The sequence below is a fragment of the Pseudomonas sp. HR96 genome (assembly GCF_034059295.1).
Lineage (GTDB): Bacteria > Pseudomonadota > Gammaproteobacteria > Pseudomonadales > Pseudomonadaceae > Aquipseudomonas.
The window spans coordinates 2,318,600-2,344,124 of record NZ_CP139141.1 but is presented as its reverse complement, the minus strand read 5'-3'; the positions used below and the strand labels follow the sequence as shown (position 1 = coordinate 2,344,124).

Here is a 25,525-nt window from a genome sequence, read left to right as displayed (position 1 = left end):
CACGACCTGAGCGAGTACCTCCCATGAGCGAGCACCCTGTCAGCACCCTGCATCCGTTGCCTTTCCAGCCCGGCTTCGAGCAGATTCCCGATGATGAAGCCCAAACCAGCAAGGAGCTGGCAGAGACCCTGCACGGCATCCTCGAGACCACCTTCAAGGACGAGGGGCACGCCAACCGCAGCGTGCACGCCAAGAGCCACGGCCTGTTGCACGGCCAGCTCCAGGTCCTGGACAACCTGCCGGTCGAACTGGCCCAGGGCGCCTTCGCCAAGCCGGGCACCTACGGCCTGACCCTGCGTTTCTCCACCAACCCCGGTGACATCCTCGACGACAAGGTGTCCACGCCGCGCGGCCTGGCCATCAAGATCATCGGCGTGGAAGGTGCGCGGCTGCCCGGCAGCGAAGCGGACGTAACCCAGGACTTCGTCATGCAGAACGCCAAGGCGTTCACCGCGCCGACGCCCAAGGCCTTCCTGAAAAGCCTGAAAATGCTGGCCAAGACCACCGACAAGGCACCGGGAATGAAGAAGGCCCTGTCCGCCGTGTTGCGGGGTGTGGAGTCGACCATCGAAGCCATGGGCGGCGAAAGCCCGACTATCAAGAGCCTTGGCGGCCACCCGCAGACCCACATTCTCGGCGAAAGCTTCAATACCGTGGTGCCAATCCTGTACGGTCCGTACTACGCCAAGCTGGCCGTGGTGCCGGTGGCGCCCGAGCTGACCGCGCTGACCGACCAGCCAGTGGACCTGGACGGCAAGCCGGACGGCCTGCGCGCGGCGGTCAACGAGTACTTCAGCGCCCATGGCGGGGTATGGGAAGTGCGCATTCAGCTGGCCACCGACATCGAGAAGATGCCGATCGAAGACGCCTCGGTCACCTGGCCCGAGGACTTGAGCCCCTACGTTACAGTGGCGCGCATCGAAGTGCCGGCACAACCGGCCTGGAACGCCGAGCGGGCCAAGGAAATCGACGACGGCCTGTCGTTCAGCCCCTGGCACGGCCTGGCCGCACACCGGCCACTGGGTGGGGTCATGCGCGTGCGCAAGCCCAGCTATGAAATGTCCGCAGGCTTTCGCGCCGAACACAACGGCTGCCCGATCCACGAACCGCGTCCGCGCAATACCGGGGTCTGATCGACACCGGGCACCTGGGCGCAACCATCCTGAACTGTGCCCCTAAGGTTGGATTGGATGTCCAATCTCAGGGGCACAGTTCATCACGTGGGAGGGGGCAAAGCCCCCGAGAGGCCGCCAGGCCGGTTTGATCTTTGCGATGGCGGGAGAAACGCGTCGCACCTTTCGCCAGCTTCGCCGGCCAAGGTCACCGCGCTACGCTCCCAGGCCCTCGACAAACGCCCGCGCTTCGCGCGCCATCCGGTCCAGTTGCCGGTCGCGCTGCTTTTCCGCATCGACCATGGCCCGCTTGCCATGCTGCTTGAGCAGGAGGCATGAATCTGCCGCACTTCCAGGGTCTGGTAGATGGCCGCCACGTCCAGCACCGCCACCCAACCTTCGCTGCCATGGGCGCGGGTGTTCATCCAGACGTGCGAGCCGCGCACCCCCAGCACCTGAAAGCCCATGGCCTGGAACCAGGGTACCCGCGCCACCACGCAGGCTAGCTCGGCGTGCGGATAGCGCCGGGTCATCTCGCCCAGCAGCGCCCGGGCGATGCCTTGGCGCCGATGCTGCGCGGCCACGGCCAGGTAAGCCAGAGCGCAGGCCTGCGGATCGCCCTTGACCGGCAGGTACAAGGCAAAGCCCAGCAGCGTTTCGCCCTGCATCGCCACCAGCAACTCGGCGCTGACCTCTTCGCTGGCGCCCAGGGTTTGCAGATAGCGGTGCACTTCCAGCCCCACGCCGTACTGGTACAGCGGATAGAGCGGGTTGCTCGGCGCGATCGCGACGGCGCTGATGTCGGTGAGATTGTCGATGACCAGTTGGCTGATCTGGGCCTCCAGGGCCTCATCCGGTGGGCTGGCGTGGTGTTGGAGGCTGTACATGGCGCGGGCTCGCGGGTGGGAAGCGGGAATGATAGCGGATGCCATGGACGGCGGCGTATCAAAAAATTTACCGTCCCTTTACCCGTCACTACAGCATCCGCCCGTCAGTTTGCGCATAATCGCCCCACTGCCGCTTGCGGCCTCCTTCTGTCCGATCGGTTCGAGTCGCCATGTCTGTCATGCCAAAACGTTCTGCCCTGCTGCGCTCCTTGCTGTTCGCCGTTGCCCTGGGTTCGCTCGCCGCCTGTTCGAGCAGCCCGGAAAAAGATGCGCCGACGTTCGTCTCGGTGCAGGACTACCTCAAGACCGCCTACCAGCCCGCGCAGCATTACAAGTACGACGGCTGGAACAGCCACTGGAGCTGGGCCGGTCACCAGCTCGACGTGGCGCTGATCGTGCCCAGCGAGCAGAAGAACGTGCCGCTGATCATCTACCTGCCGGGCCTTGGTGAAGACCCGAGCGCTGGCGACCTGTGGCGCCAGACCTGGGTCGATGCTGGCTACGCCGTGCTGTCGTTACAGGCGCCGCGCTTCCAGCATTCGCTGTACAGCACCAGTGACGCCCAGGCCGGGGCCTTCCAGACCATAGCCCAGCGCAGCTTCTCGGCGCCTTCCCTGCGCGCGCGGGTCGAGGAAGTGAACCAGGTGATGGCCGAGGTCAAACGCCGCGCCGCCGCCGGCGAGGCCGGTTACAGCGCCCTGGACAGCGGGCGCGTGGTGCTCGCCGGTTTCGACCTGGGCGCCCAGACGGCGGCCGCGCTGTCCGGCGAACGCGAACCGGGCGAGGCCCGCACGGTGGCCTGGAAGCCGCTGGCAAGCATCCTGCTGAGCCCCTACGTGGAGGGCGGCAGCGACCCGGCGCGTTTCGGCCAGATCGACACGCCGGTGCTGACCGTGACCGGCCCGCTCGACGAAGACCCGTTCAGCTGGGTCGCCACGGCCCGCCAGCGCGAAGACCTGTACAACAACCTCGGCGCGCTGGGTGGCTACCAGCTCAAGCTGCAGGATGCGACCCATCAGGGCCTGTCCGGGACCATGGCGCTGAACCAGCGCAAGAAGGACAAGGATGACAAGGCCCCGGCGGTCGCCAGCGACGCCAGTGGCGACGGCGGCGCGCATCCGCGTTCCGGAGGGCACGAGCCGGCGCCCAACCCGTTCGACAAGAACTTCGACGTGCGCCAGGCCGCCAGCGTCGCCGCCGTGACCACCGCGTTTCTCGACGCCACGGTCAAGCAGTCGGCGCAAGCCCGGCAGTGGCTCGACCAGCATGCCCCGCAGTGGCTGGAGAAGGTCGGCAGCCTGCAGCACAAGGGCAGCTCGGCGCCTTGAGCCGCAGCCGCTGTACGGCGGCTGCCCGACAAATCCTGTCTTGGGCCTCAGGCTATCGCGCTTGCGGCCGATAGCCTTGAGGGGCGGCTTCATGCGCGGTGAAAAAGCGCCAGCGCCCCCCATCGGGATTGCCTCCACGCGTCAAGGAAGCCAGCGTGTATTGATATGACCGCAAGCCTTCATTTCTTTTGAAAGTGACCGTGAATGCACGTTGACAGCCAACACCGCCATGCGCCGCACCCTGGGCTTTCGACCCAGCGCCTGGCGTTGCTGTTCGTTCTGCTGGTCATGATCGCCCTGCTCAGCCTGGTCGCCTGGCAGGCCTGGACCGCCCACGAGCGGGCGCTGCACGAAGCCGAAATGGACGCGACCAACCTCGCCCACTCCCTGGCCCAGCACGCCGACGACGCTTTCGAGGAAGCCGACGCGGCGCTCACCGGGATCATCGAGCGGGTGCAGGCCGACGGCATCGATGCCGCGCAGATCCCGCGGCTGCACGCCGTGCTGCAGAGCCAGCAACGCTTCATCGGGCAGCTGGCGGGGCTGTTCGTCTACGACGAAAATGGCCGCTGGGTGGTGACCTCCAACGATGTCGACCCGCCCAACGTCAACAACGCCGACCGCGAATACTTCCGCTTTCATCGCAACAACCCCGACCTGGGGCCACGCCTGGGGCCGGCGATCCTCAGCCGTTCGACCCATCAATGGGTGATCCCGCTGTCACGGCGCATCAACCATCCGGACGGCAGCTTTGCCGGGGTCGCCCTGGCCACCCTGAGCCTGGCCTACTTCAACCAGTTCTACAGCGGCTTCGATCTGGACGACAAGGGGGTCATGGTCCTGGCGCTGCGCGACGGCACCATCCTCACCCGCCGCCCGTTCGACGAGAACGCCGTGGGCACCAGCATCGCCAAGGCGCGGGTGTTCACCGACCTGCTGCCGGCCTCGCCCATGGGCAGCGAGATGGCCCGCTCGATGGTCGACGGCGTGGTGCGCCTGTATGGCTACCGCCAGGCCGACGAGTACCCGGTGGTGGTCATGGCCGCGCAATCGCAAGAGGCGATCTTTGCCGAATGGCAGGACAACCTGCTGCGCTCGACCGGCTTTGTTGCCGCGGTGCTGCTGGCCCTGGGCCTGTGCGCCATGGTCCTGCTGCGCCAGATTCGCTACGGCCAGAAAACCGAGTCCGAACTGCGCAACGCCCATGCCGCCTTGCACAAGCTGGCCATGCAGGACAGCCTGACGGGCCTGGCCAACCGCCGCCAACTGGATGCGGCGCTGCCCGACGAAATCGGCCGCGCGCGGCGCAGTGGCCGGCCGCTGGCGCTGATCATGCTCGACATCGATCACTTCAAGCGCTTCAACGACCTGTACGGCCACCCTGCGGGTGACGAGTGCATCAAGGCTGTGGGCCAGGCGGTGCTCGCCTGCGTCGGCCGTGCGGGCGACCTGGTGGTGCGCTACGGCGGCGAGGAGCTGCTGGTGCTGTTGCCCGAATGCGACGAGGACGGCAGCGCGCGCGTCGCCGAGCGGGTGCTGCAGACGGTGCGCAGCCTGCAGATCAACCATGCCGGCAACGACGCGGGCCATGTCACCATCAGTGCCGGCGTGCACGTGATGCACGCCGACGACCCGGCGGTGCGTGCCCAGGCGCTGATCCAGGCCGCCGACCAGGCGCTGTACCGGGCCAAGAGCCAGGGCCGCAACCGCGTGTGCCGCACGGCCACGCAAAACCCGCAGCCACGTCTGGCCTGACCTAGGCCAGGCGCTCGGCCAGCCAGGGCAACGCCTCCTCGCAGGGCACCCGGGCCTTGATGCCGAACAAGCCGTCGGCGCGGGTCTTGCCCAGGTTGATCGCCAGCAACGGTTTGCCCTGCCGGGACATCTCCTGGCACAGGCGAAAGCTGGAGTACGCCATCAGCGAGCTGCCCACCACCAGCAACGCCGCCGAATCGGTGACCGCGCGCCAGGCATCGCTGGCACTCTGGGCCGACACCCCGTCGCCGAAGAACACCACATCGGGCTTCAAGCGGTCGCTGCCGCAGCCGGGGCAATGGGGCATGCGAAAGCCGGCGAGAAACTCCGCCGCCAGTTGCGCATCGCCGTCCGGAGCAAGTACCGCATGCACGTGCTGCAGCGCCGGGTTCTCGCTCTCCAGCACCTCCTGCACATGGGCGCGCAGCATCTGCCGGCTGCAATCCATGCACACGACCCGGTGCAGGTTGCCGTGCAGCTCGATCACCTTGCGGCTGCCGGCGGCGTCGTGCAGGCCGTCGACATTCTGGGTGATCACCGCCGAGACCAGCCCGCGGTTCTGCAGCCCGGCCAATGCACGGTGTGCGGCATTGGGCTGGGCCTTGCACACCGCCTGCCAACCCACCATGGCCCGCGCCCAGTAGCGCTTGCGGGTGGCCGCCGACTTGACGAAGTCCTGGTGCATGATCGGTGCGTTGCCCCGGCGCACACCATCGGTGTCGCGGTAATCCGGAATGCCCGAGCCGGTGCTGATGCCCGCTCCCGTCAGCACCAGCAACGGGCCCACCGCCAGGCGCTCGGCCAGGGCGTGCAAGGATGATTGGGTGTCGGTGTCTAACATGCGCAACTGCCCCCGCCGGCTACAACGAACGAATACAACGAACGACTACAACGAACGAAAATGCCGAACGTCGCTGGCAGCAAGGTTAGCTGGCCTGCGCGCAAAATGAAGGGCGGGTGGTCGGATAGCGCCCTAGCTTTCGCGCACCACCAGTTCGAAGCCCAGGTCGCGTGCCTGCACGCCGCCGGTCTTGCCGTCCAGGCGTTCGAGCAGCATCAGCGCCGCGGCCTTGCCGATGGCTGCGCGCGGGGTGCGAATCGAGGTCAGCCGTGGCACCAACTGCGCCGAAGCCGGCAGGTCGTTGAAGCCGATCATGGCAACCTGCTCGGGCACGCGGATGCCCAGCCGTTGCGCCTCGTAGATGGCGCCGTGGCCGAGGTCGTCGTTGCAGAAGAAAATCCCGTCGACGTCGGGGTGTTCGCGCATCAGTTGACGAAACATCTCGCCGCCCAGGGCGATGGACGAAGGCTGCGGCACCATCACTTCCAAGCTGGCGTCATGCAGGCCGGCCTCGCGCAGCGCCCGGCGAAAGCCCTCGGCCCGTTGCATGACTCGCGGGTCCAGCTGCGCGGCAACGTAGGCCAGGCGCCGACGCCCGCGCTGCAGCAGGTTGTGCGCCGCCACCACACCGGCCTGCTCCTGGGAGAAGCCGACGCAGGGGCCGTCGTCCGCCAGCTCCATCATGTGCACGCAGGGCACTTTGCTCGCTGCCAGCATGCGCCGCGACTGCTCGGTGCGATCAAAGCCGGTCAGCAGGATGCCGCGCGGCTGGTACGCAAGATAATTGCGAATCAAGTTCTCTTCTTCGGCGACGTCGTAGTGAAAATTGCCGATCAGCACTTCGAGCCCGCGCGGGCGCATCACCCCGTGGATGGCCTCCAGGGTGTCGATGAACAGCTGGTTGGAGAGCGAAGGAATCAGCACCACCACCGACTGGCTCTGCGCCGAGGCCAGCGCCCGGGCTGCCGGATTGGCCACGTAGCCAAGGGCCGCCGCTGCCTCTTCGACCTTGCGCACCAGCTCCGGGGCCACGGTGCTGACGCCCCGCAGCGCGCGCGAGGCGGTAATGGGAGAAACACCTGACAGGCGCGCGACCTCCGCAAGGGTCGGGCGCCCGGTAGTACGTGAGCCGATTCGAGTCATGGTTCTTGTTGTTCTGCTTGCATGGGGGGAAATCGGGCATTAAGGTAGCGCTGTCTCGGAAACAGGGCAACGGGGAATTTTCGCTGACTTGTTGCAACACCGGCGAAGACACCGCACCAAATCGTGCGGACAAGATCAATAAGAGCAGGTCGCACCGGTCGAAGTCGCCACAAGGGCGGCTTTACGTGTTGTCAGCCTGCAGGAGATAGCGATGGTTTCCCCTCTTTCTGCCCTCGTCGTGATGGGCGTGTCCGGCTGCGGCAAAAGCAGCGTCGGCGCTGCCATCGTCCAGCACAGCGGCGGCCGCCTGATAGAAGGCGATTCGTTTCACCCCAAGGCCAACATCGAAAAGATGAGCGCCGGCATTCCCCTCGACGACAACGACCGCGCCGGCTGGCTGACCCGCCTGGGCGAAGAGCTCAATGCCTGCGTCAAGGGTGGCGAGCGCGCGGTGCTGACCTGCTCGGCGCTCAAGCGTGCCTATCGCGACAAGCTGCGCGCCGCCGTGCCGGATCTGGGTTTCGTCTTCCTCGAACTGTCCCGCGCCGAAGCGGCGGACCGGGTTTCGCACCGCCCGGGCCACTTCATGCCGGCCAGCCTGATCGACAGCCAGTTCGCCACGCTGGAATCGCCCACCGGCGAAGACCGTACCCTGACCGTGGACGCCACTCGCCCGATCGACGCCCTGGCGGTGCAGGTCGACGGCTGGCTGGTAGGGCACGGCGCCAAGACCCTGGCATGAGCAAGGCATTGCCTGGGCCAACCAAGACAGCGCTACCTGCGTCAATCACTCAAAACAACACTTAAAACAACAACACGAGGCATACGCACATGCTGGGCCTATCCACAGACAACTATCTATTGCTCGATGCGCTGGTCACCATCATTGGTCTGATCCTGCTCATCACCAAACTCAAGGTGCACCCCTTCGTCGCCCTGACCCTGGCCGCGGGCTTTCTCGGCCTGACCTCGGGCATGCCGGTGGCCAAGGTGATGAAATCCTTCCAGGACGGCTTCGGCGGCGTGCTGGGCTTCGTCGGCATCGTGCTGGCGCTGGGCACCATGCTCGGCAAGCTGATGGCCGACTCCGGCGGCGCCGACCAGATCGCGCAGACGCTGATCCGCAAGTTCGGCGTCAAGAACGTGCACTGGGCGATGATGTTCTCGGCCTTCCTGGTCGGCATTCCGTTGTTCTTCGAGATCGGTTTCGTGCTGTTGATCCCGCTGGTGTTCATCGTCGCTCGCCGCTCCGGGGTGTCGCTGGTCAAGGTCGGCATCCCGCTGCTGGCCGGCCTCTCCGTGGTGCACGGCCTGGTGCCGCCGCACCCAGGCCCGCTGCTGGCGATCGGCGTGTTCAAGGCCGACATCGGCAAGACCATCTTCTACGGCCTGATCATTGCCCTGCCCACCGCCATCGTCGCCGGGCCAATCTTCGGCAACTGGATCTCCAAGCGCATTCCGGGCAACCCGTCCACCGAGTTGATGGACCAGATTGCCAAGGAAACCAGCCACGAGAACCTGCCCAGCTTCGCCGTGACCCTGATCACCGTGCTGCTGCCGGTGTTCCTCATGCTGCTCAAGACCGGCGCCGACGTGGTGCTGCCCGCCGACCATATCTTCCGCCAGTGGATGGACCTGATCGGTCACCCGATCACCGCCCTGCTCGCGGCGCTGTTGCTGGCCTTCTACACCTTTGGTGCCGCGCGTGGCTTCAACCGTCAGCAGATCATGAAACTGCTCGACTCGAGCCTGGCACCGACCGCGGCGATCATCCTGATCGTGGGCGCCGGCGGCGGCTTCAAGCAGATGCTGGTGGACACCGGCGTCGGTAACGTGATCGGCACCATGGCCGTGCACGCGCAGATCAACCCGATTCTGCTGGCCTGGCTGGTGGCGGCGGTGATCCGCGTGGCCACCGGGTCCGCCACCGTGGCCACCATCACCGGCGCCGGCATCGTCGCGCCGGTGGTGGACATGATCCCCGGGGTCAACCGCGAACTGCTGGTGCTGGCCACCGGCGCCGGTTCGGTCATCCTGTCCCACGTCAACGATGCGGGCTTCTGGCTGGTCAAGCAGTACTTCAACATGACCGTGGCCGAGACGCTGAAGACCTGGACCATGATGGAGACCATCCTGTCGGTGGTGGGCATCATCCTGATCATGTTGCTGTCGCTGGTGGTCTGATCACCCGGGTGTTGCGGGAGGCGGCCTTGCCCTCTCCCGCATTCGCCCTGCTGCTTACCCCATGAACAAGCGATACGCCGGATTCTGCGTCTCGTCCCAGTAGCGATACCCCAGCCCCTCCAGCACCGCCAGCAACTCGCCCTGCTGCCCCTCCGCGACTTCGAACCCCGCCAGCACCCGAGCCATGTCCGCCCCGTGGTTGCGGTAATGGAACATGCTGATATTCCAGCACTGTCCCAAGGCCTCAAGAAAGCCCAGCAGCGCCCCTGGCCGTTCCGCAAACTCGAAGCGCACGACTACCTCGCCGGCCATGCCCGCCGCGTGCCCACCCACGGTGTGGCGAATGTGCAGCTTGGCCAGCTCGTTGTCGGTGAGATCGACCACGGCGAAACCGGCGCTCTCCAGGCCCTCCAGCAACGCCTGGCGCGGATCGTTCTGCGGGTGGGTCTGCACGCCAACGAACAGGTTGGCGGCATGTTGTGCGTGATAGCGATAGTTGAATTCGGTGATCTGGCGCCGCCCCAGGGCCTGGCAGAAGCGCTGGAAACTGCCCGGTTCTTCGGCCACGGTGACGGCGATGATCGCCTCGCGCTGCTCGCCCAGCTCGGCACGTTCGGCGACATGGCGCAGGCGGTCGAAATTGATGTTGGCGCCCGAGTCGATGGCCACCAGGGTCTCGCCACGAGCGCCGGTCTGCGCCACGTACTTCTTGATGCCGGCCACCGCCAGGGCCCCGGATGGCTCGGTGATGGAGCGGGTGTCGTCATAGATGTCCTTGATCGCCGCGCACAGCTCGTCGCTGCTGACGGTGATCACCCCATCGACGTACTGGCGGCAGACTTCGAAACAATGCTCGCCGATCTGCGCCACCGCCACCCCGTCGGCAAAGGTGCCGACCTGCGGCAGTACCACGCGCCGGCCGGCCAGCAGCGCCGCCTGCAGGCAGTTGGAGTCGTGCGGCTCGACGCCGATCACGCGCACCTCGGGCCGCAGGTATTTGACGTAGGCGGCGATGCCGGAGATCAACCCGCCCCCGCCCACCGGAACGAAGATGGCGTCCAGTGCGCCTGGCTGCTGGCGCAGGATCTCCATGGCCACGGTGCCTTGCCCGGCGATCACGTGGGGGTCGTCGAACGGCGCGACGAAGGTGTAGCCCTCGGCGGCCAACTGCAGGGCGTGAGCCAGGGCCTGGGGGAAACTGTCGCCGTGCAGCACCACGATACCGCCGCGCGAACGCACGCCGTCGATCTTCAGCGCCGGGGTGGTGGTGGGCATGACGATGATCGCCGCCACGCCCAGCTTGGCCGCCGCCAGTGCCACGCCCTGGGCATGGTTGCCGGCCGAGGCAGTGACCACCCCCTGAGCCCGCTCGGCCGCCGTGAGCTGGGCCAGTCGGTTATAGGCGCCGCGGATCTTGAAGGAGTAGATGGGCTGCAGGTCCTCGCGCTTGAGCAGCACCTGATTGCCCAGCCGCGCGGACAGCGCCGGTGCTGGCTGCAGCGGCGTCTCGATGGCCACGTCGTAAACCGGGGCGGCAAGGGTCTTGCGCACATAGCCGGCGAGCAGGTCGGTGGTCGGGGCGGCGTCGAGGGTGGGCATCAGGCATGTCTCCGGAGCGTGGAGCCCAGGAGACAGAGAAGAAAAACCCGCCTCTTGGGCGGGTTGGGTGCAGATGTCAGCTAGCCCGCCAGATAAGGAATGGCGGTAATAATAATGCTGGCGTTCATCGGCGAATGGGATGTCATGGACGCAACCTATCGCGCTGAAAAATATGTGTCAATAGATTTCACGAAGCCGCCACCCTACCGCTGGTCGGATTCATGGCACCCCGAGGCTGTCGCGCAACCCAAATGAGGTAGCCAACAACAATGGAGCATCTCGACATGAAGACGACTCGAATCACCGCTTTGGCCCTCGCCGCCCTGCTTGGCGCTGCCGCGCTGCCCGCCCTCGCTGACAACAGCACCGGCCCGACCAACCCTGCCACCAAAGACACCAATGGCGACAGCGGCGCCGTGCCTGGCTCGGTGGGCGTGCCTGAAGGCACCAACAACATGAAGCGCAACGGCAACACCGACGGTTCGGTGGGCAACGCGCCCGGCGCTGCGCCCAAGGGCGATGTCATGGCCTCGCCGACGGGTACATTGCCCAATAATGGCGTGCGTGACGACGATGACGACGAAGATGGCACCGGCTCCGAAGGCTCCAAATAAGCCGCGCGGCAGCCTGTCTTTTTCCCCGTATAGACTCTCCCCGGTCTGAATCCCGGTCTGAATCAGTGGAGGCCACATGAGCAACCAGACGCCCGCTCCGAACGACGACGTGCCGCGCACCCCTGCCCCGGCAGACGGTGAGCGCAACGACCCGGCCATCGATCCGCAAGGCGAACCGGGCGAGGCCACCGATACGCCCGAAGGCAATCGCTACAGCCCGGACGACATTTCGCCGCCCAGCCAGGACGAGCGCACCAAGGGCAAGCCCACCGACGCCGATATCGACGTCGACGGCGGCTAGCAGCCAGGCGCGGCCCGAGCCGCAGGGTCATTTCGTTCAATACCCCGAGCCGTGCCCCCCATAACCTCAGTGCCTGACTATCAGCACTGAGGTTTTTTCATGAGCGTCATTCTCTCCATGGCCGCCTTTGCCCTGGCCTCGTCGATCAGCCCGGGCCCGGTCAACATCGTCTCGCTCGGCTGCGCCGCCAGGCACGGCATGCGCGCTGCCTTGCCCCACGTCAGCGGCGCGACGCTTGGCTTCACCCTGCTGCTGGTACTGGTGGGCCTGGGCCTGCATGAAGTGCTGTTGCAGTGGCCACTGCTGACCCGACTGATCCGCGTGGCTGGAGTGATCTATCTGTTGTATGTGGCCTGGAAACTGGCCAGTGACGATGGCCGCCTGCGCACCGAGCAGAGCTGCCCTGTTCCCTCGGCCTGGGGCGGCGCGCTGATGCAGTGGCTCAACCCCAAGGCGTGGCTGGCCTGCGTGGCTGGCATGGGCGCCTTCGTCGCCGATGGCGACGTGGCCGGGGTCTGGGTGTTCGCCCTGCTCTACCTGGTGATCTGCTGGCTGTCGCTGGCCAGCTGGGCCTGGGCCGGCGCCTTCCTGCGTCCGTACCTGAACCACACAGCCGGCCTGCGCTGGTTCAACCGCTGCATGGCGACGCTCCTGGCCGGCTGCGCGGCGTGGCTAATGCTGCTGGACTGACGGCCTGCGGTACTGGCCGGGGGTCGCGGCCAGGGCGCGCTTGAATTGACGCTGCAAATGCGCCTGATCGGCGAAGCCGGCCTGGGCGGCGACGGCCGCGATCGGCTCGCCGCGCCGCAGGGCTTCGCGGGCCAGTTGCAGACGGCAGTCGATCAGATAACCGTGGGGGGTCAGGCCGTATTGCGCCTTGAATGCCCGGATCAGGTAAGACGGCGACAACTGCACCGCCGCGCCGATCTCCTCCAAAGGCAACGGCTGTAGGCACCTCTGGCGGATCAATTCGGCGGCCCGCAGCAGCTTGTCCTGCACCGGCGGCTGGGCACTGGGGGTCAGGCGTCGCAACAGCTGCTGGAAATACTCACGGGCCGCCGCCTGCAGCTCGCCGGCGCTGGCGGCCGGGGCGGTCAGTTGCCGGTAGAGCTGTTCCAGCCCGGCGAACAACTGCGCATCGTCACTGTACTGCTCGGCAAATGGCTGGAAGGCGGCCTGGGTGCTGGTGCCCGACGGGCGCTGCAGGGTCGCCAGCCAGGTCGCATCGACATAGAACATGCGGTAGGCCCAGGGCTCCTCGGTCAAGGGGTTGCAGGCATGCACCACCCCCGGGTTGATCAGCACCAGGCTGCCGGCGCCGATTTCGCGAGTATGGTGACCGTTGAGGTAGGTGCTGCGACCGCCAATGATGGCGCCGATCGAAAAGGTCGCGTGGGCGTGAGGTTCATGGCTGAACCCTCGGCCGTCGACGACATTGCGGATCTCGATGTGTGCAACGGCTGGGTGACGCCAGTAGTGGGACATGCTTGACGGGCCAGGGATGAACGACAGGCCAAGCCTAGCAGCTTGGCCTGCTCGGTGCGCGGTGCGCCGCGTCAGCCGGGCAGCACCGCCGGCACATAGGTCAAAGTGGTACCCAGGGCCCATAGCAGCAACAGCACCAGCGGCACGTGCACCAGCAGCTGAACGAACGAAAAGCCGATCAGGTCGCGCGCCTTGAGGCCGAGTACGCCGAGCAGCGGCAGCATGTAGAACGGGTTGATCAGGTTCGGCAGCGCCTCGGCGGCGTTGTAGATCTGCACCGCCCAGCCCAGGTGGTAGTTGAGGTCATGGGCCACCTGCATCACGTAGGGCGCCTCGATGATCCACTTGCCACCGCCCGAAGGGATGAAAAAGCCGAGGATTGCCGAGTACACCCCCATCAGCAGCGCATAGGTGTCGTGGGAGGCGATCTGCACGAAAAACGTCGAGATGTGATGGGCCAGGGTCAAGCCGTCGCCGCCTTTGACCGTGGTCAGGATCGCCGCAATCGAGCCGTACAGGGGAAACTGGATGAGCACCCCCGTGGTGGTCGGCACCGCACGGGCCACGGCATCGAGAAAGCTGCGCGGGCGCCAATGCAGCAAGGCGCCGAGCATGATGAACAGAAAATTGTAGGTATTGAGCCCGGAGATGGCGGTGATGGCTGGTTTGCTCGAGAACTCGTGAAACAGCCAGCCGGCGGCCAGCGCCACCAGCAGCAGGATCAGCAGCGGGCTGTATTCCAGCCATTCGCCAGGGCGGCTGCGCGCCGGCAACGCCGGCAGGTTGAAGGCCGGGTCGATGCCGCAGGCCTGGGCGTCGCGCGCCGAATTGGGCCCGGGGGCGGTGGCGTAGGCAATCAGCAGTGAAGCGATCACCAGGATGGCCAGCAACACGCCCGACTGCCAGAGAAAGATGGTCTGGGTGAAGGGAATCACGCCGGTGATCGCCAGGATCGACGGTGGCAGGCTGGCGGGGTTGGCCTGCAACTGCGCGGCCGAGGACGACAGCCCCAGCGCCCAGACCGCGCCCAGCCCCAGGTAGGCGGCAGCACCAGCCGCCCGGTAGTCCATCTTGAGCTCTACCCGGCGCGCCAGAGCCCGCACCAGCAGGCCACCGAACACCAACGACAGCCCCCAGTTGAGCAAGGAGGCGAGCATCGAGATCAACGCCACCCAGGCCACCGCCGAGCGGCCATTCTTCGGCAGCCGCGCCAGGCAGTCGATGAGTTTGACGGCCGGCGGCGAGCTGGCCACCACATAACCGCCGATGACCACAAAAGCCATCTGCATGGTGAAGGGGATCAGGCTCCAGAAGCCGTCGCCAAACGCGGTGGCGGTTACCGGCGCCGAAGCCCCGGTGGCGAGTGCGGCGACCGCAACGATGACCACGGCCAGCGCGGCGAACACCCAGGAATCAGGGAACCAGCGCTCGGCCCAACTGGAGCAGCGCAAGGCAAAGCGGGCATAACGGCTTTCTTCGAGTGCAACGGACATGATCAGGCTCGTTTTATTGGTTTTGTTATTGAGTGTGCAAACGGTGATCCCACCTTGAACCCTTTGAACGCGCTAGAACGTCATCTCCTTCACGTCCTCGGCCACGATCAGCTTGCCGGCGGTCTTGGCCTGGATTTCTTCGACGCTGACCCCCGGTGCCGTCTCGCGCAGGATGAAGGCGCCGCCTTCGATCTCGAGATACGCCAGGTCAGTCAGCACCTTGCGAATGCAGCCGGCGCCGGTCAGCGGCAGGCTGCACAACGGCAGCAGCTTGGATTCGCCGTCCTTGGAAGCATGGGTCATGGTGACGATGATGTTCTCGGCGCCCGCCACCAGGTCCATGGCCCCGCCCATGCCCTTGACCAGTTTGCCGGGGATCATCCACGAGGCGATGTTGCCCTGCACGTCGACTTCGAAGGCGCCCAGCACCGTCAGGTCGACGTGCCCCCCGCGAATCATCGCAAAGGACGTCGCCGAGTCGAAGATCGACGCGCCCTTGCGCGCGGTCACCGTCTGTTTGCCGGCGTTGATCATGTCGGCGTCCAGGGTGCTTTCGTCGGGGAATTCGCCCATGCCCAGCAGGCCGTTCTCCGACTGCAGCATGACGTCGATGCCCTCGGGCACGTAGTTGGCGACCAGGGTCGGGATGCCGATGCCGAGGTTCACGTAAAAGCCGTCCTGCAGCTCGCGGGCCACGCGCATTGCCATTTGTTCGCGGGAAAGTGCCATGTTCAGCCTCTTTTTTTATAGCTGTAGCGGGGGAAGGCGATCAGCCCTTGAGCGTGCGCTTTTCGATACGCTTTTCGAAGGTGCCGAGGATCAGCCGGTCGACGAATATGCCCGGGGTGTGGATCTGGCTCGGCTCCAGCTCGCCGGGTTCGACGATTTCCTCGACCTCGACCACGGTGATTCGCCCGGCGCTGGCGGCCAGCGGGTTGAAGTTCTGCGCGGTGTGGCGGTAGATGACGTTGCCGAAGTGGTCGGCCTTCCAGCCCTTGACGATGGCGAAGTCGCCGGTGATGGCTTCTTCAAGGATATAGCGGCGGCCGTTGAATTCGCGCTCCTCCTTGCCTTCGGCCACCGGGGTGCCCACGCCCGTGGCGGTGTAGAAGGCCGGGATGCCAGCGCCGCCGGCGCGCAGTTTTTCCGCGAGGGTACCTTGGGGGGTGAGGTCGACTTCCAGCTCGCCATCGAGCAGCTGACGCTCGAACAGGGCGTTTTCACCCACGTAGGAGGCGATCATCTTGCGGATCTGCCGGTCTTCGAGCAGCACCCCCAGGCCGAAACCATCGACCCCGCAGTTGTTCGAGACCACGGTCAGGCCGGTGACCCCGCGGCGCCGAATCTCGGCGATGAGGTTCTCCGGGATGCCGCACAGGCCGAAGCCGCCGCTGAGGATGGTCATGTTGTCGGTCAGGCCGGCAAGGGCCTCTTCGTAGGTGGCTACGCGCTTGTCGAGTCCGGCCATGCCTGTTCGCCTGTTGTTGTTTTATTGGATGAAGTGAAGATTATCTTGGCCCTGCACGAGTCATTTGTTAATTTTGTTTATTTGATCGATTGATGATGGACGCTTATCAATGAACGTCAAGCAGCTGCGCGCTTTTCTGGCGGTGGCGCAGGCCTTGAGTTTTGCCCAGGCCGGCGAGCGCCTGCACCTGTCGCAGCCGGCGCTGAGCCTGACCATCAAGGCGCTGGAAGAAGACCTCGGCGGCGCGCTGCTGATCCGCACCACCCGCAGCGTCAGCCTGACGCCGGAGGGCGAAGCGCTGCTGCCGCTGGCCCGGCGCCTGCTGGCGGACTGGGACAATACCGAAGAACTGTTGCGCCAGCATTTCACCCTGCAACTGGGCAAGGTGTCGATCGCCGCCATGCCCTCCTTCGCCGGCGATCCGCTGCCCGGCGTGCTGCGCGTGTTTCGCGACCGTCATCCGCGGGTCAACGTGGCCGTGCACGACGTGATCAACGAGCAGGTGCTGGAAATGGTCCGCCATCGCCGGGTCGAACTGGGCATCGGCTTCGAGCCGGACAGCACCTCCACGCTGGTCTTCACCCCGTTCTACCTGGACCGCTTCGTTGCCGTGGTAGCGGCTGATTCGCCGCTGGCGCTGCTTGAAGTGGTGACCTGGAAGCAGCTGCTGCAAGACGATTTCATCGCCCTGCAACGCCCCTCGGCGGTGCGCCTGCTGCTGGAGCAGGATATCCGCGCCGAGCATGGCAAGCTGTCGGTAGCCTTCGAAAGCCATCAGTTGAGCACCGTCGGGCGCATGGTCGCCAATGGCCTGGGGGTCAGCGCGGTGCCCTCGCTGTGTATCCGCCAGATGCAGGAGCTGGGCGCTCGCTGCGTGGCCCTGGAAGGCCCGCGTATCGAGCGGCGCATCGGCCTGATGCGCCTGGCCGAGCACAAGCTGTCGACGGCGGCCCAGGCGTTGCAGGACGTGCTGATCGAATGTGCCACGGCGCCGAGCCTGCCCCTGCACAGCGTCTGACCCGCGACATGCAGTCGAACCTCTCGGCGCCTGGAGCGCTCCATTGCATAGATCCCTGACAAATCCCTCTGCAAACACTGGAGGCAGCATGCAATCGATTCAATTGGCAGACCGCAGCGTCCCGCTCATCGGCCAGGGCACCTGGCACATGGGCGAGAACCCCGGCCAGCGCAGCCGTGAAGTGGCCGCCCTGCGCCAGGGCATCGAGCTGGGCATGACCCTGATCGACACCGCTGAGATGTACGCCGAGGGCGGCGCCGAAGAAGTGGTGGGCGAGGCCATCGCCGGGCTGCGCGAGCAGGTCACCCTGGTCAGCAAGGTCTACCCGCACAATGCCAGTCGCAAGGGCATCCCCCTGGCCTGCGAGCGCAGCCTCAAGCGCCTCAAGGTCGAGCGACTGGACCTGTACCTGCTGCACTGGCCAGGTTCGCACCCGCTCGAAGAAACCGTCGAAGCCTTCGAGCGCTTGCGCGAGGCCGGCAAGATCGGCCGCTGGGGGGTGTCGAACTTCGATGTCGCCGACATGCTCGACCTCGCCGACCCGCGCTGTGCGACCAACCAGGTGCTGTACAACCCCGAGGCCCGTGGCATCGAGTATGACCTGTTGCCGTGGATGCGCGAGCATCAGCAACCGGTCATGGCGTACTGCCCGATCGCCCAGGCCGGCCGCCTGCTCAAGCACCCAGTGTTCGCCGAGATTGCCGGGCGCCACGACGTCACCCCGGCGCAGGTGTGCCTGGCCTGGGTGATCCGTCAGCCCGGGGTAATCGCCATTCCCAAGGCGGTCGATCCGCTCCACGTGAAGATGAACGCGGCGGCCGGTGAGTTGCGCCTGAGCGAGGCGGATCTGCGGGCCATCGATGAGGCGTGCCCTGGACCTCGGCACAAGCAGCGCTTGGCGATGGTCTAGCAGGGCGCGAATCGCGCCTGGCCTGGCCTAGCTCAGATCACCACATTGCGCATGAAGTGCACACTCACCGTCCCCTCGTTGCGATAGGCGTGGGGCTGATTGCTCGGGTAGGCGAGAAACTCGCCGGCGGCCAGCTGCTGCACCGCCTGCCCCAGCACCACCGTCAACTGCCCCTCGAACACATACAGCTGTTCGCTCCAACCGATGGGGTCGGCCTCCGAGACATATTCCTCCCCAGGCTCCAGACGCCATTCCCACAACTCCACCTCGCTGCTGGCGCGGGCACTGGCCAGTAACACGGCCTTGCTCCGAGGGTGCACGCCGGCCCACGCCAGCTCGTTGATGCGCGCGGGGTCACGGTTGTCGAAGGCCTGGATCAGGTCGCTGAAGGCCACGCCCAGGGCTTCGGCGAGACGATCGAGGGTGGTCAGGCTGACATTGTTTTCGCCGGCCTCGATCGCCACCAGCATGCGCCGGCTGACTCCGGAGCGTTCGGCCAGCGCACTCTGACTGAGGTCGGCAGCGTGGCGCAGGCGGCGGATGTTCTGGCTGACGTGCTGCAGCAGCGCACTGGAATCCTTGCTGGTCATGGGGAGTCGATCACCTGAAAGTGCGCACTATGTTGCTCATTACTGCTCATGGTCGCGCCATTGTCGGGGCCGTCGGCCTGGCCCGCAAGCCGCTTGATTGAGGTTCTGGAAATGAAATGTCATAAAAAACCCGGGGAAATGAACCACACTTGCCTGCAATGCGCGGCCTCTACGGGTTGGTGAACGCAGACCGGGTCCGTATGATCGGGCCCTACAGCCACCTCGCTCTATGTAGCACAACGGAATGCCATGTCATTGATTGTCCTACTGCTTCTGCCTTTCATCGGCAGCTGCCTGGCCGCCCTGCTGCCTCATAACGCACGCAACGCCGAATCCCTGCTGGCCGGATTGATTGCCCTTGCCGGTACCGTGCAGGTGGCATTGCTGTTCCCCCAGGTGGCCCACGGCGGGGTGATCCGCGAGCAGGTCGACTGGCTGCCGTCGCTGGGGCTCAACCTGGTGCTGCGCATGGACGGCTTCGCCTGGATGTTCGCCATGCTGGTGCTGGGCATCGGCACCCTGGTGGCGCTCTACGCGCGCTACTACATGTCGCCCCAGGACCCGGTACCGCGGTTCTTCTCGTTCTTCCTGGCCTTCATGGGCGCCATGCTCGGCCTGGTGTTGTCCGGCAACCTGTTGCAAATCGTGTTTTTCTGGGAGCTGACCAGTCTTTTTTCCTTCCTGCTGATTGGCTATTGGCATCACCGCAGCGACGCCCGCCGCGGCGCCTACATGGCGCTGATGGTCACCGGTGCCGGCGGCCTGTGCCTGCTGGTCGGCGTGCTGCTGGTCGGCCATGTGGTCGGCAGCTACGACCTCGACGCGGTGCTCGGCGCCGGTGACCTGTTGCGCGCGCATCGCCTCTACCCATTGCTGCTGACCCTGATTCTGCTGGGCGCGCTGAGCAAGAGCGCACAGTTCCCGTTCCACTTCTGGCTGCCCCACGCCATGGCTGCGCCGACGCCGGTGTCGGCCTATCTGCACTCGGCGACCATGGTCAAGGCCGGGGTGTTTCTGCTGGCGCGGCTATGGCCGGCGCTGTCGGGCAGCGACCAGTGGTTCTGGATGGTCAGCGGCGCGGGCGCCTGCACCCTGCTGCTGGGTGCCTATTCGGCGATGTTCCAGAACGACCTCAAGGGCCTGCTGGCCTACTCGACCATCAGCCACCTGGGCCTGATCACCCTGCTGCTGGGCCTCAACAGCCCGCTGGCGGCGGTGGCGGCAGTGTTCCACATCCTCAACCATGCCACCTTCAAGGCCTCGCTGTTCATGGCCGCCGGCATCATCGACCACGAAAGCGGCACCCGTGACATTCGCCGCCTCAACGGCCTGCTGCGGCTGATGCCCTACACCGCGACACTGGCCATGGTCGCCAGCGCGGCCATGGCCGGCGTGCCTTTGATGAACGGGTTTCTGTCCAAGGAAATGTTCTTCGCCGAGACCGTGTTTATCAGCTCCACGGCCTGGGTCGAGGCGGCGCTGCCGGTGGTGGCGACGGTCGCCGGTACCTTCAGCGTGGCCTATGCGCTGCGCTTTACCGTCGACGTGTTCTTCGGGCCTACCGCCACCGATTTGCCGCACACCCCCCACGAGCCGCCGCGCTGGATGCGCGTGCCGGTGGAGTTGCTGGTGCTGGCCTGCCTGGTGGTAGGCATGTTCCCCGCCTGGTCGGTGGGCCCGCTGCTGGCGGCGGCCGCGCAACCGGTGGTCGGCGCTGCCCTGCCCGAATACAGCCTGGCCATCTGGCACGGCGTCAACGCGCCGCTGATCATGAGCCTGATCGCCATGGTCTGCGGCGTGCTGCTGTACCTGGCCCTGCGCCGACCGCTGCGCCAGGGCCGCCTGAGTGCGCCGCCGTTGACCGGCCGGCTGAACGGCAAGCGGTTGTTCGAACAGACCTTGATCATCCTGCTGCGCGGCGCCCGACGCCTGACCCGGCGCCTGGCCACCCGCCGCCTGCAGCTGCAGCTGTTCATGCTGGTACTGGTGGCCGTGCTGGCGGGGCTGCTGCCCATGGTGCAGAGCGGCCTGAGCTGGGGCGAGCGGCCGAAGATCGCCGGTTCCGGGGTGTTCGTCATGCTCTGGCTGATCGCCATCGCCTGCGCCCTGGGCGCGGCGTGGCAGGCCAAGTACCACCGCCTGGCGGCCCTGACCATGGTCGGCGTGTGCGGGCTGATGACGTGCATCACGTTTGTCTGGTTCAGCGCGCCGGACCTGGCCCTGACCCAGTTGGTGGTCGAGGTGGTGACTACGGTACTGATCCTGCTCGGCCTGCGCTGGCTGCCGCGCCGCCTGGAAGATGCCCAGCCCAGCGCCGCCAGCGAGCGTCGGGCGAAGGTTCGGCGCCTGCGCGACCTGCTGCTGTCCGGCGCGGTGGGTGGCGGCATGGCGCTGCTGGCCTACGCCATGCTGACCCGGCCCACCCCCAACCATATCTCTTCGTATTACCTGAGCCGAGCGCTGCCCGAAGGTGGCGGCACCAACGTGGTCAACGTGATGCTGGTGGACTTCCGCGGCTTCGACACCCTCGGTGAAATCACCGTACTGGCCGCCGTGGCCCTTGCCGTATTCGCCCTGCTGCGGCGCTTTCGACCGCCGCGCGAGAGCATTCAGCTGCCGGCGCAGCAACGCCTGCTGGCCGCCGATGTGGTCACCGACCTGGTCAACCCGCGCCATGCCAGCGACACCGCACTGGGCTTCATGATGGTGCCGGCGGTGCTGGTGCGTCTGTTGCTGCCGGTGGCCCTGGTGATTTCCATGTACCTGTTCATGCGCGGGCACAATCAGCCGGGCGGCGGCTTCGTCGCCGGGCTGGTGATGTCGGTGGCGTTCATCCTGCAATACATGGTCGCCGGCACCCAGTGGGTGGAGGCGCAGATGCGCCTGCGGCCGCTGCGCTGGATGGGCACCGGGCTGCTCTGCGCCACGCTGACCGGGATGGGCGCCCTGGCGTTCGGCTACCCCTTCCTCACCACGCACACGGCGCACCTGCATCTGCCGTTGTTCGGCGAGGTGCACGTGGCCAGTGCGCTGTTCTTCGACATCGGCGTGTACACCGTGGTGGTGGGTGCCACCTTGCTGATCCTCACCGCGCTGGCCCACCAATCGGTGCGCAGCCATCGCAGCGGCAGCCACGGCCTGCCGCGCCCACTGCCCGCTGCCCCAGGAGCAACCCGCTGATGGAAGAAGTGATCGCAATCGCCATTGGCGTGCTCAGTGCCTCCGGAGTGTGGCTGGTGCTGCGCCCGCGGACCTTTCAGGTGGTGATGGGCCTGTGCCTGCTGTCCTATGGGGTCAACCTGTTCATCTTCAGCATGGGCAGCCTGTTCATCGGCAAGGAGCCGATCATTCGCGACGGCGTGCCCCAGGACCTGCTGCACTACACCGACCCGCTGCCCCAGGCGCTGGTGCTGACCGCCATTGTCATCAGCTTTGCCATGACCGCGCTGTTCCTGGTGGTGTTGCTGGCCTCGCGCGGGCTGACCGGTACCGACCACGTCGATGGCCACGAGGGCGGTCGATGAGCCTGATGTCGCACCTGATCATCGCGCCGATCCTTCTGCCGCTGCTGACTGCGGCCTGCCTGCTGTTGCTGGGGGAAAAACACCGCCCGCTGAAAGCGCACATCAACCTCGCCTCGACCCTGCTCGGCCTGGTGGTGTCGGTGGCACTGCTCGAGTGGGTGCAGGGCCAGAACGCCAGCGGCTCGATCGGCGTCTACCTGCCGGGCAACTGGCCGGCGCCGTTCGGCATCGTGCTGGTGGTCGACCGCCTGGCGGCGTTGATGCTGGTGCTGACCGGGATCATCGGCAGCTGCGCGCTGATGTTCGCCAACGCCCGCTGGGACCGCGCCGGCGCCAGCTTCCATGCACTGTTCCAGATCCAGCTGATGGGCCTGTACGGTGCCTTCCTGACCGCCGACCTGTTCAACCTGTTCGTGTTCTTCGAGGTGCTGCTGGCGGCCTCCTACGGCATGATGCTGCACGGCTCCGAACGCGCGCGGGTCTCGGCGGGGCTGCACTACATCGCCATCAACCTGCTGGCCTCTTCCTTGTTCCTGATAGGCGCGGCGCTGGTCTACGGCGTCACCGGCACCCTCAACCTGGCCGACCTGGCGCTGAAGATTCCCCTGGTGCCCGAGGCCGACCGCGGCCTGTTGCACGCCGGGGCGGCAATCCTCGCGGTGGCATTCCTGGCCAAGGCCGGCATGTGGCCGCTGAACTTCTGGCTGGTGCCGGCCTACTCCTCGGCCAGCGCCCCGGTGGCGGCGCTGTTCGCGATCATGACCAAGGTCGGCATCTACACCCTGCTGCGCCTGTGGACTCTGCTGTTTTCCACGCACGCCGGCGCCTCGGCGGCTTTCGGTGGCACCTGGCTGGTCTGGGGCGGCCTGCTGACCCTGGCCTGCGCGGCGATCGCGGTGCTGGCCGCGCAACGCCTGGAGCGCCTGGCCGCCCAGAGCATTCTGGTGTCGGCCGGCATCCTGCTGGCCAGCATCGGCCTGGCCAGCCCGGCGGTCACCGCCGGGGCGCTGTTCTACCTGGTCAGCTCGACCCTGGCGCTGAGCGCGCTGTTTCTGCTGGCCGAACTGATCGAGCGTTCGCGCTCGGCCAATGAATTGCCCCTGGAAGAGGACGCCGATCTGTTGCCCAAGCCCCTGGAATCGCTGCATCCGCCACCGGGCATCAACCTGGACGACGAGCAGCAGGCGCTGGTCGGCAAGGTCATTCCCTGGACCATGGCCTTTCTCGGGCTCAGCTTCGTCGCCTGTGCCTTGCTGGTGATCGGCATGCCGCCGCTGTCGGGCTTCATCGCCAAGCTGGCGTTGATCAGCGCCCTGTTCGATCCCCAGGGGCTGGGTGCCAGCCCGGCGCCAGGCATCGGCACTGCGGCCTGGGTGCTGGTAGCGCTGCTGATCGCCTCGGGCCTGGCCTCGCTGCTGGCGATGGTGCGCCTGGGCGTCAAGCGCTTCTGGACCCCGCGCGAACGGCCATCGCCGCTGCTGCGGCGCAATGAATGCATCCCCATTGTGCTGCTGCTGGGCCTGTGCGTGGCCCTGACGGTCAAGGGCGACAGCCTGCTGCGCTACACCCAGGCCACCGCCGCCATGCTGGCGCAGCCGGCGCAGTACATCGACGCAGTGATGGCGACCCGTCCCACCGCAGCCAACCCCCTGCTGGAGGCTCGACCATGAAGCGTCTGCTCCCGGCCCCCTGGCTGACCCTGGCCCTGTGGCTGCTGTGGCTGTTGCTCAACCTGTCGCTGAGCTGGGGCCAGCTGTTGCTCGGCCTGCTGTTCGCCGTGCTGGCACCGCTGCTGATGGCACCGCTGCGGCCGCTGCCCATTCGCCTGCGCAAGCCGGGCACCGTCCTGCGCTTGCTGGGCCGGGTGGCCGTGGACATGCTGGTGTCCAACCTGCAGGTGGCGCGCAGCGTGCTGGCCCTGGGCCGGCGTGAGCCGCGCTCAGCGTTCGTCACCGTGCCCCTGCAGTTGCACGACGCCAACGGCCTGGCCGCGCTGGCCGCCGTCTGCACGGTGATCCCCGGCACCGTCTGGTCGGAGTTGGCACTGGATCGCAGCGCCTTGCTGATGCACGTCTTCGACCTCGACGATGAGGCGCGTTTCATCGAGCACTTCAAGGCCACCTACGAGCGGCCGCTGATGGAGATATTCCAATGACCCCCCTGCTCGCCAACGCCATCCTGCTGAGCCTGGGCCTGTTCAGCCTGGCTATGCTGCTGACGCTGATTCGCCTGTTTCGCGGCCCCTCGGCCCAGGACCGGGTACTGGCCCTGGACTATCTGTACCTGCTGGCCATGCTGATGATGCTGGTGCTGGGCATCCGCTACGCCAGCGACACCTATTTCGAAGCCGCGCTGCTGATCGCCCTGCTGGGCTTCGTCGGCTCCTTCGCCCTGGCCAAATTCCTGCTGCGCGGCGAGGTGATCGAATGATCGCGCTGCCGCCATGGGCCGAATGGGCCACCGCCGGCCTGCTGGTGTTCGCCAGCGTGCTGGCGCTGATCGGTGCGCTGGGCTTGCTGCGCCTGAAGGATTTCTTCCAGCGCATGCACCCGCCGGCGCTGGCGTCCACCTTGGGCAGCTGGTGCGTGGCGCTGGCCTCGATCCTGTACTTCTCGGCCCTGGCCGAGGCGCCGGTGGTGCACGCCTGGCTGATCCCGATACTGCTGGCGATCACCATGCCGGTCACCACCTTGCTGCTGGCCCGTGCGGCGCTGTTTCGCAAGCGCATGGCCGGCGACGGGGTGCCTGGGGAAATCAGCAGCCGTGAGCACACCCACGGCAATTGATCAGTGGCCGGTCTGCTTCAACGCCTGGGCTTCCTTTTCCAGGTCCGGCTCTTCGAGGGGGCCGGCCTGCAGCGTAGTGGTCTCGGCGGAGACTTCCACCGTCTCGTTGGCGCCGATGTTCTTGTACTTCTTGCGAATCACCTGCAGCTGCTTGGAGTCCAGGTCGTCGAGGTCCATCACCGCATTCTGCGCCTCGCGGGTCACCCGCAGCAGCTCGTCGATCTTGATGTGCAGCACGTCGTTGTCGCGGTTCTGAGTGTGCTGGATGACGAACACCATGAGGAAGGTGATGATGGTGGTCGAGGTGTTGATGATCAGTTGCCAGGTATCGTTGTAATGAAACCAGGGCCCGGTGCAGGCCCAGACCACGATGGCGGCGGCAGCCAGCATGAAGGTACCGGGCTTGCCGGCGACCACGGCCAGGGATTGGGAGAATTTGCTGAAGTTCATGGTGCACCTGTTGCTGTGGGTGTTACAGCTCAGACAG

At 66.2% G+C, this 25,525-nt stretch carries 25 protein-coding genes and 1 pseudogene; 16 read left to right on the top strand and 10 right to left on the bottom strand.

Features of this window, described 5'->3' with window-relative positions:
* The first annotated feature begins 23 nt into the window (after positions 1-23).
* Positions 24-1,133, top strand: coding sequence for a catalase family protein (locus SFA35_RS10895; protein WP_320578133.1), 1,110 nt, complete (start codon positions 24-26; stop codon positions 1,131-1,133).
* Positions 1,134-1,328: 195 nt separating this feature from the next.
* On the opposite strand, the pseudogene SFA35_RS10890 reads toward SFA35_RS10895, so the two are convergent.
* Positions 1,329-1,999, bottom strand: a pseudogene (locus SFA35_RS10890) (GNAT family N-acetyltransferase).
* Between the two features lie 179 nt (positions 2,000-2,178).
* Here SFA35_RS10890 and SFA35_RS10885 point away from each other — a divergent pair.
* Positions 2,179-3,327 carry an alpha/beta hydrolase gene (locus SFA35_RS10885; RefSeq protein ID WP_320578131.1) on the top strand — a complete coding sequence of 383 codons (1,149 nt, stop codon included), beginning with the start codon at positions 2,179-2,181 and terminating at the stop codon, positions 3,325-3,327.
* 204 nt (positions 3,328-3,531) lie between these two features.
* On the top strand, positions 3,532-5,082 hold the full coding sequence (locus tag SFA35_RS10880) for a sensor domain-containing diguanylate cyclase (protein WP_320578129.1): 1,551 nt from the start codon (positions 3,532-3,534) through the stop codon (positions 5,080-5,082).
* 1 nt (position 5,083) lies between these two features.
* Here SFA35_RS10880 and SFA35_RS10875 read toward each other — a convergent pair whose 3' ends face one another.
* Both SFA35_RS10875 and SFA35_RS10870 read right to left on the bottom strand, forming a co-directional pair.
* Positions 5,084-5,923 (bottom strand): NAD-dependent protein deacetylase, encoded by an 840-nt coding sequence (locus SFA35_RS10875; RefSeq protein WP_320578126.1) that lies wholly within the window; start codon positions 5,921-5,923, stop codon positions 5,084-5,086.
* A gap of 132 nt (positions 5,924-6,055) precedes the next feature.
* Positions 6,056-7,066 (bottom strand): LacI family DNA-binding transcriptional regulator, encoded by a 1,011-nt coding sequence (locus SFA35_RS10870; protein WP_320578123.1) that lies wholly within the window; start codon positions 7,064-7,066, stop codon positions 6,056-6,058.
* Between the two features lie 211 nt (positions 7,067-7,277).
* Between SFA35_RS10870 and SFA35_RS10865 the strand changes: the two genes are divergently transcribed.
* Both SFA35_RS10865 and SFA35_RS10860 read left to right on the top strand, forming a co-directional pair.
* The gene (locus SFA35_RS10865) at positions 7,278-7,808 is read left to right on the top strand and encodes a gluconokinase (RefSeq protein ID WP_320578121.1); all 531 of its coding nucleotides are present in this window, start codon (positions 7,278-7,280) and stop codon (positions 7,806-7,808) included.
* An 89-nt stretch (positions 7,809-7,897) separates the two neighbouring features.
* Positions 7,898-9,250, top strand: a complete 1,353-nt coding sequence (locus tag SFA35_RS10860) for a GntP family permease (protein ID WP_320578118.1) — start codon at positions 7,898-7,900, stop codon at positions 9,248-9,250.
* A 54-nt stretch (positions 9,251-9,304) separates the two neighbouring features.
* Here the strand turns inward: SFA35_RS10860 and ilvA are convergent, their stop codons facing one another.
* Positions 9,305-10,849, bottom strand: a complete 1,545-nt coding sequence (ilvA, locus tag SFA35_RS10855; RefSeq protein WP_320578116.1) for a threonine ammonia-lyase, biosynthetic — start codon at positions 10,847-10,849, stop codon at positions 9,305-9,307.
* Positions 10,850-11,133: 284 nt separating this feature from the next.
* Between ilvA and SFA35_RS10850 the strand changes: the two genes are divergently transcribed.
* From SFA35_RS10850 to SFA35_RS10840, 3 genes are all read left to right on the top strand, one after another.
* Complete coding sequence (locus SFA35_RS10850) at positions 11,134-11,463, top strand: hypothetical protein (RefSeq protein ID WP_320578114.1); 330 nt, start codon at positions 11,134-11,136, stop codon at positions 11,461-11,463.
* A 76-nt stretch (positions 11,464-11,539) separates the two neighbouring features.
* Positions 11,540-11,764 carry a hypothetical protein gene (locus SFA35_RS10845; RefSeq protein ID WP_320578112.1) on the top strand — a complete coding sequence of 75 codons (225 nt, stop codon included), beginning with the start codon at positions 11,540-11,542 and terminating at the stop codon, positions 11,762-11,764.
* A 99-nt stretch (positions 11,765-11,863) separates the two neighbouring features.
* Positions 11,864-12,454, top strand: coding sequence for a LysE family translocator (locus SFA35_RS10840; protein ID WP_320578110.1), 591 nt, complete (start codon positions 11,864-11,866; stop codon positions 12,452-12,454).
* Here the strand turns inward: SFA35_RS10840 and SFA35_RS10835 are convergent.
* From SFA35_RS10835 to SFA35_RS10820, 4 genes are all read right to left on the bottom strand, one after another.
* Entirely contained in the window at positions 12,437-13,249 is an 813-nt protein-coding gene (locus SFA35_RS10835; RefSeq protein ID WP_320578108.1) for an AraC family transcriptional regulator, read from the bottom strand. The genes SFA35_RS10840 and SFA35_RS10835 overlap by 18 nt on opposite strands.
* A 71-nt stretch (positions 13,250-13,320) precedes the next feature.
* Complete coding sequence (locus tag SFA35_RS10830) at positions 13,321-14,742, bottom strand: short-chain fatty acid transporter (protein ID WP_414058513.1); 1,422 nt, start codon at positions 14,740-14,742, stop codon at positions 13,321-13,323.
* Positions 14,743-14,814: 72 nt separating this feature from the next.
* A complete protein-coding gene (locus SFA35_RS10825; RefSeq protein ID WP_320578106.1) occupies positions 14,815-15,471 on the bottom strand; it encodes a CoA transferase subunit B in 657 nt (218 codons plus the stop codon).
* 40 nt (positions 15,472-15,511) lie between these two features.
* Positions 15,512-16,210: a CoA transferase subunit A gene (locus tag SFA35_RS10820; RefSeq protein WP_320578104.1), complete on the bottom strand. Its 699-nt coding sequence runs from the start codon at positions 16,208-16,210 to the stop codon at positions 15,512-15,514.
* A 109-nt stretch (positions 16,211-16,319) separates the two neighbouring features.
* Here SFA35_RS10820 and SFA35_RS10815 point away from each other — a divergent pair, with 109 nt between their 5' ends.
* Entirely contained in the window at positions 16,320-17,228 is a 909-nt protein-coding gene (locus tag SFA35_RS10815; protein ID WP_320578102.1) for a LysR family transcriptional regulator, read from the top strand.
* A gap of 88 nt (positions 17,229-17,316) precedes the next feature.
* The gene (locus tag SFA35_RS10810) at positions 17,317-18,138 is read left to right on the top strand and encodes an aldo/keto reductase (protein ID WP_320578100.1); all 822 of its coding nucleotides are present in this window, start codon (positions 17,317-17,319) and stop codon (positions 18,136-18,138) included.
* A 32-nt stretch (positions 18,139-18,170) separates the two neighbouring features.
* Here SFA35_RS10810 and SFA35_RS10805 read toward each other — a convergent pair whose 3' ends face one another.
* Positions 18,171-18,728, bottom strand: a complete 558-nt coding sequence (locus tag SFA35_RS10805) for an XRE family transcriptional regulator (protein WP_320578098.1) — start codon at positions 18,726-18,728, stop codon at positions 18,171-18,173.
* A 249-nt stretch (positions 18,729-18,977) separates the two neighbouring features.
* On the opposite strand from SFA35_RS10805, the gene SFA35_RS10800 reads away from it, so the two are divergent.
* From SFA35_RS10800 to SFA35_RS10775, 6 genes are read left to right on the top strand one after another with little or no spacing between them, the layout of a single operon-like run.
* Positions 18,978-21,908, top strand: a complete 2,931-nt coding sequence (locus tag SFA35_RS10800) for a monovalent cation/H+ antiporter subunit A (RefSeq protein WP_320578096.1) — start codon at positions 18,978-18,980, stop codon at positions 21,906-21,908.
* Positions 21,908-22,252: a Na+/H+ antiporter subunit C gene (locus tag SFA35_RS10795; RefSeq protein WP_320578094.1), complete on the top strand. Its 345-nt coding sequence runs from the start codon at positions 21,908-21,910 to the stop codon at positions 22,250-22,252. Before SFA35_RS10800 ends, SFA35_RS10795 begins: the two co-directional genes overlap by 1 nt.
* Positions 22,249-23,922, top strand: coding sequence for a monovalent cation/H+ antiporter subunit D (locus SFA35_RS10790; RefSeq protein ID WP_320578091.1), 1,674 nt, complete (start codon positions 22,249-22,251; stop codon positions 23,920-23,922). Before SFA35_RS10795 ends, SFA35_RS10790 begins: the two co-directional genes overlap by 4 nt.
* Positions 23,919-24,407, top strand: a complete 489-nt coding sequence (locus SFA35_RS10785) for a Na+/H+ antiporter subunit E (RefSeq protein WP_320578089.1) — start codon at positions 23,919-23,921, stop codon at positions 24,405-24,407. The genes SFA35_RS10790 and SFA35_RS10785 overlap by 4 nt, the downstream gene beginning before the upstream one ends.
* Positions 24,404-24,682, top strand: coding sequence for a K+/H+ antiporter subunit F (locus SFA35_RS10780; protein WP_320578087.1), 279 nt, complete (start codon positions 24,404-24,406; stop codon positions 24,680-24,682). The genes SFA35_RS10785 and SFA35_RS10780 overlap by 4 nt, the downstream gene beginning before the upstream one ends.
* Positions 24,679-25,038, top strand: a complete 360-nt coding sequence (locus tag SFA35_RS10775; protein WP_320578084.1) for a Na+/H+ antiporter subunit G — start codon at positions 24,679-24,681, stop codon at positions 25,036-25,038. The genes SFA35_RS10780 and SFA35_RS10775 overlap by 4 nt, the downstream gene beginning before the upstream one ends.
* Here SFA35_RS10775 and SFA35_RS10770 read toward each other — a convergent pair whose 3' ends face one another.
* A complete protein-coding gene (locus tag SFA35_RS10770; protein WP_320578082.1) occupies positions 25,039-25,488 on the bottom strand; it encodes a low affinity iron permease family protein in 450 nt (149 codons plus the stop codon).
* Between the last annotated feature and the right edge of the window lie 37 nt (positions 25,489-25,525).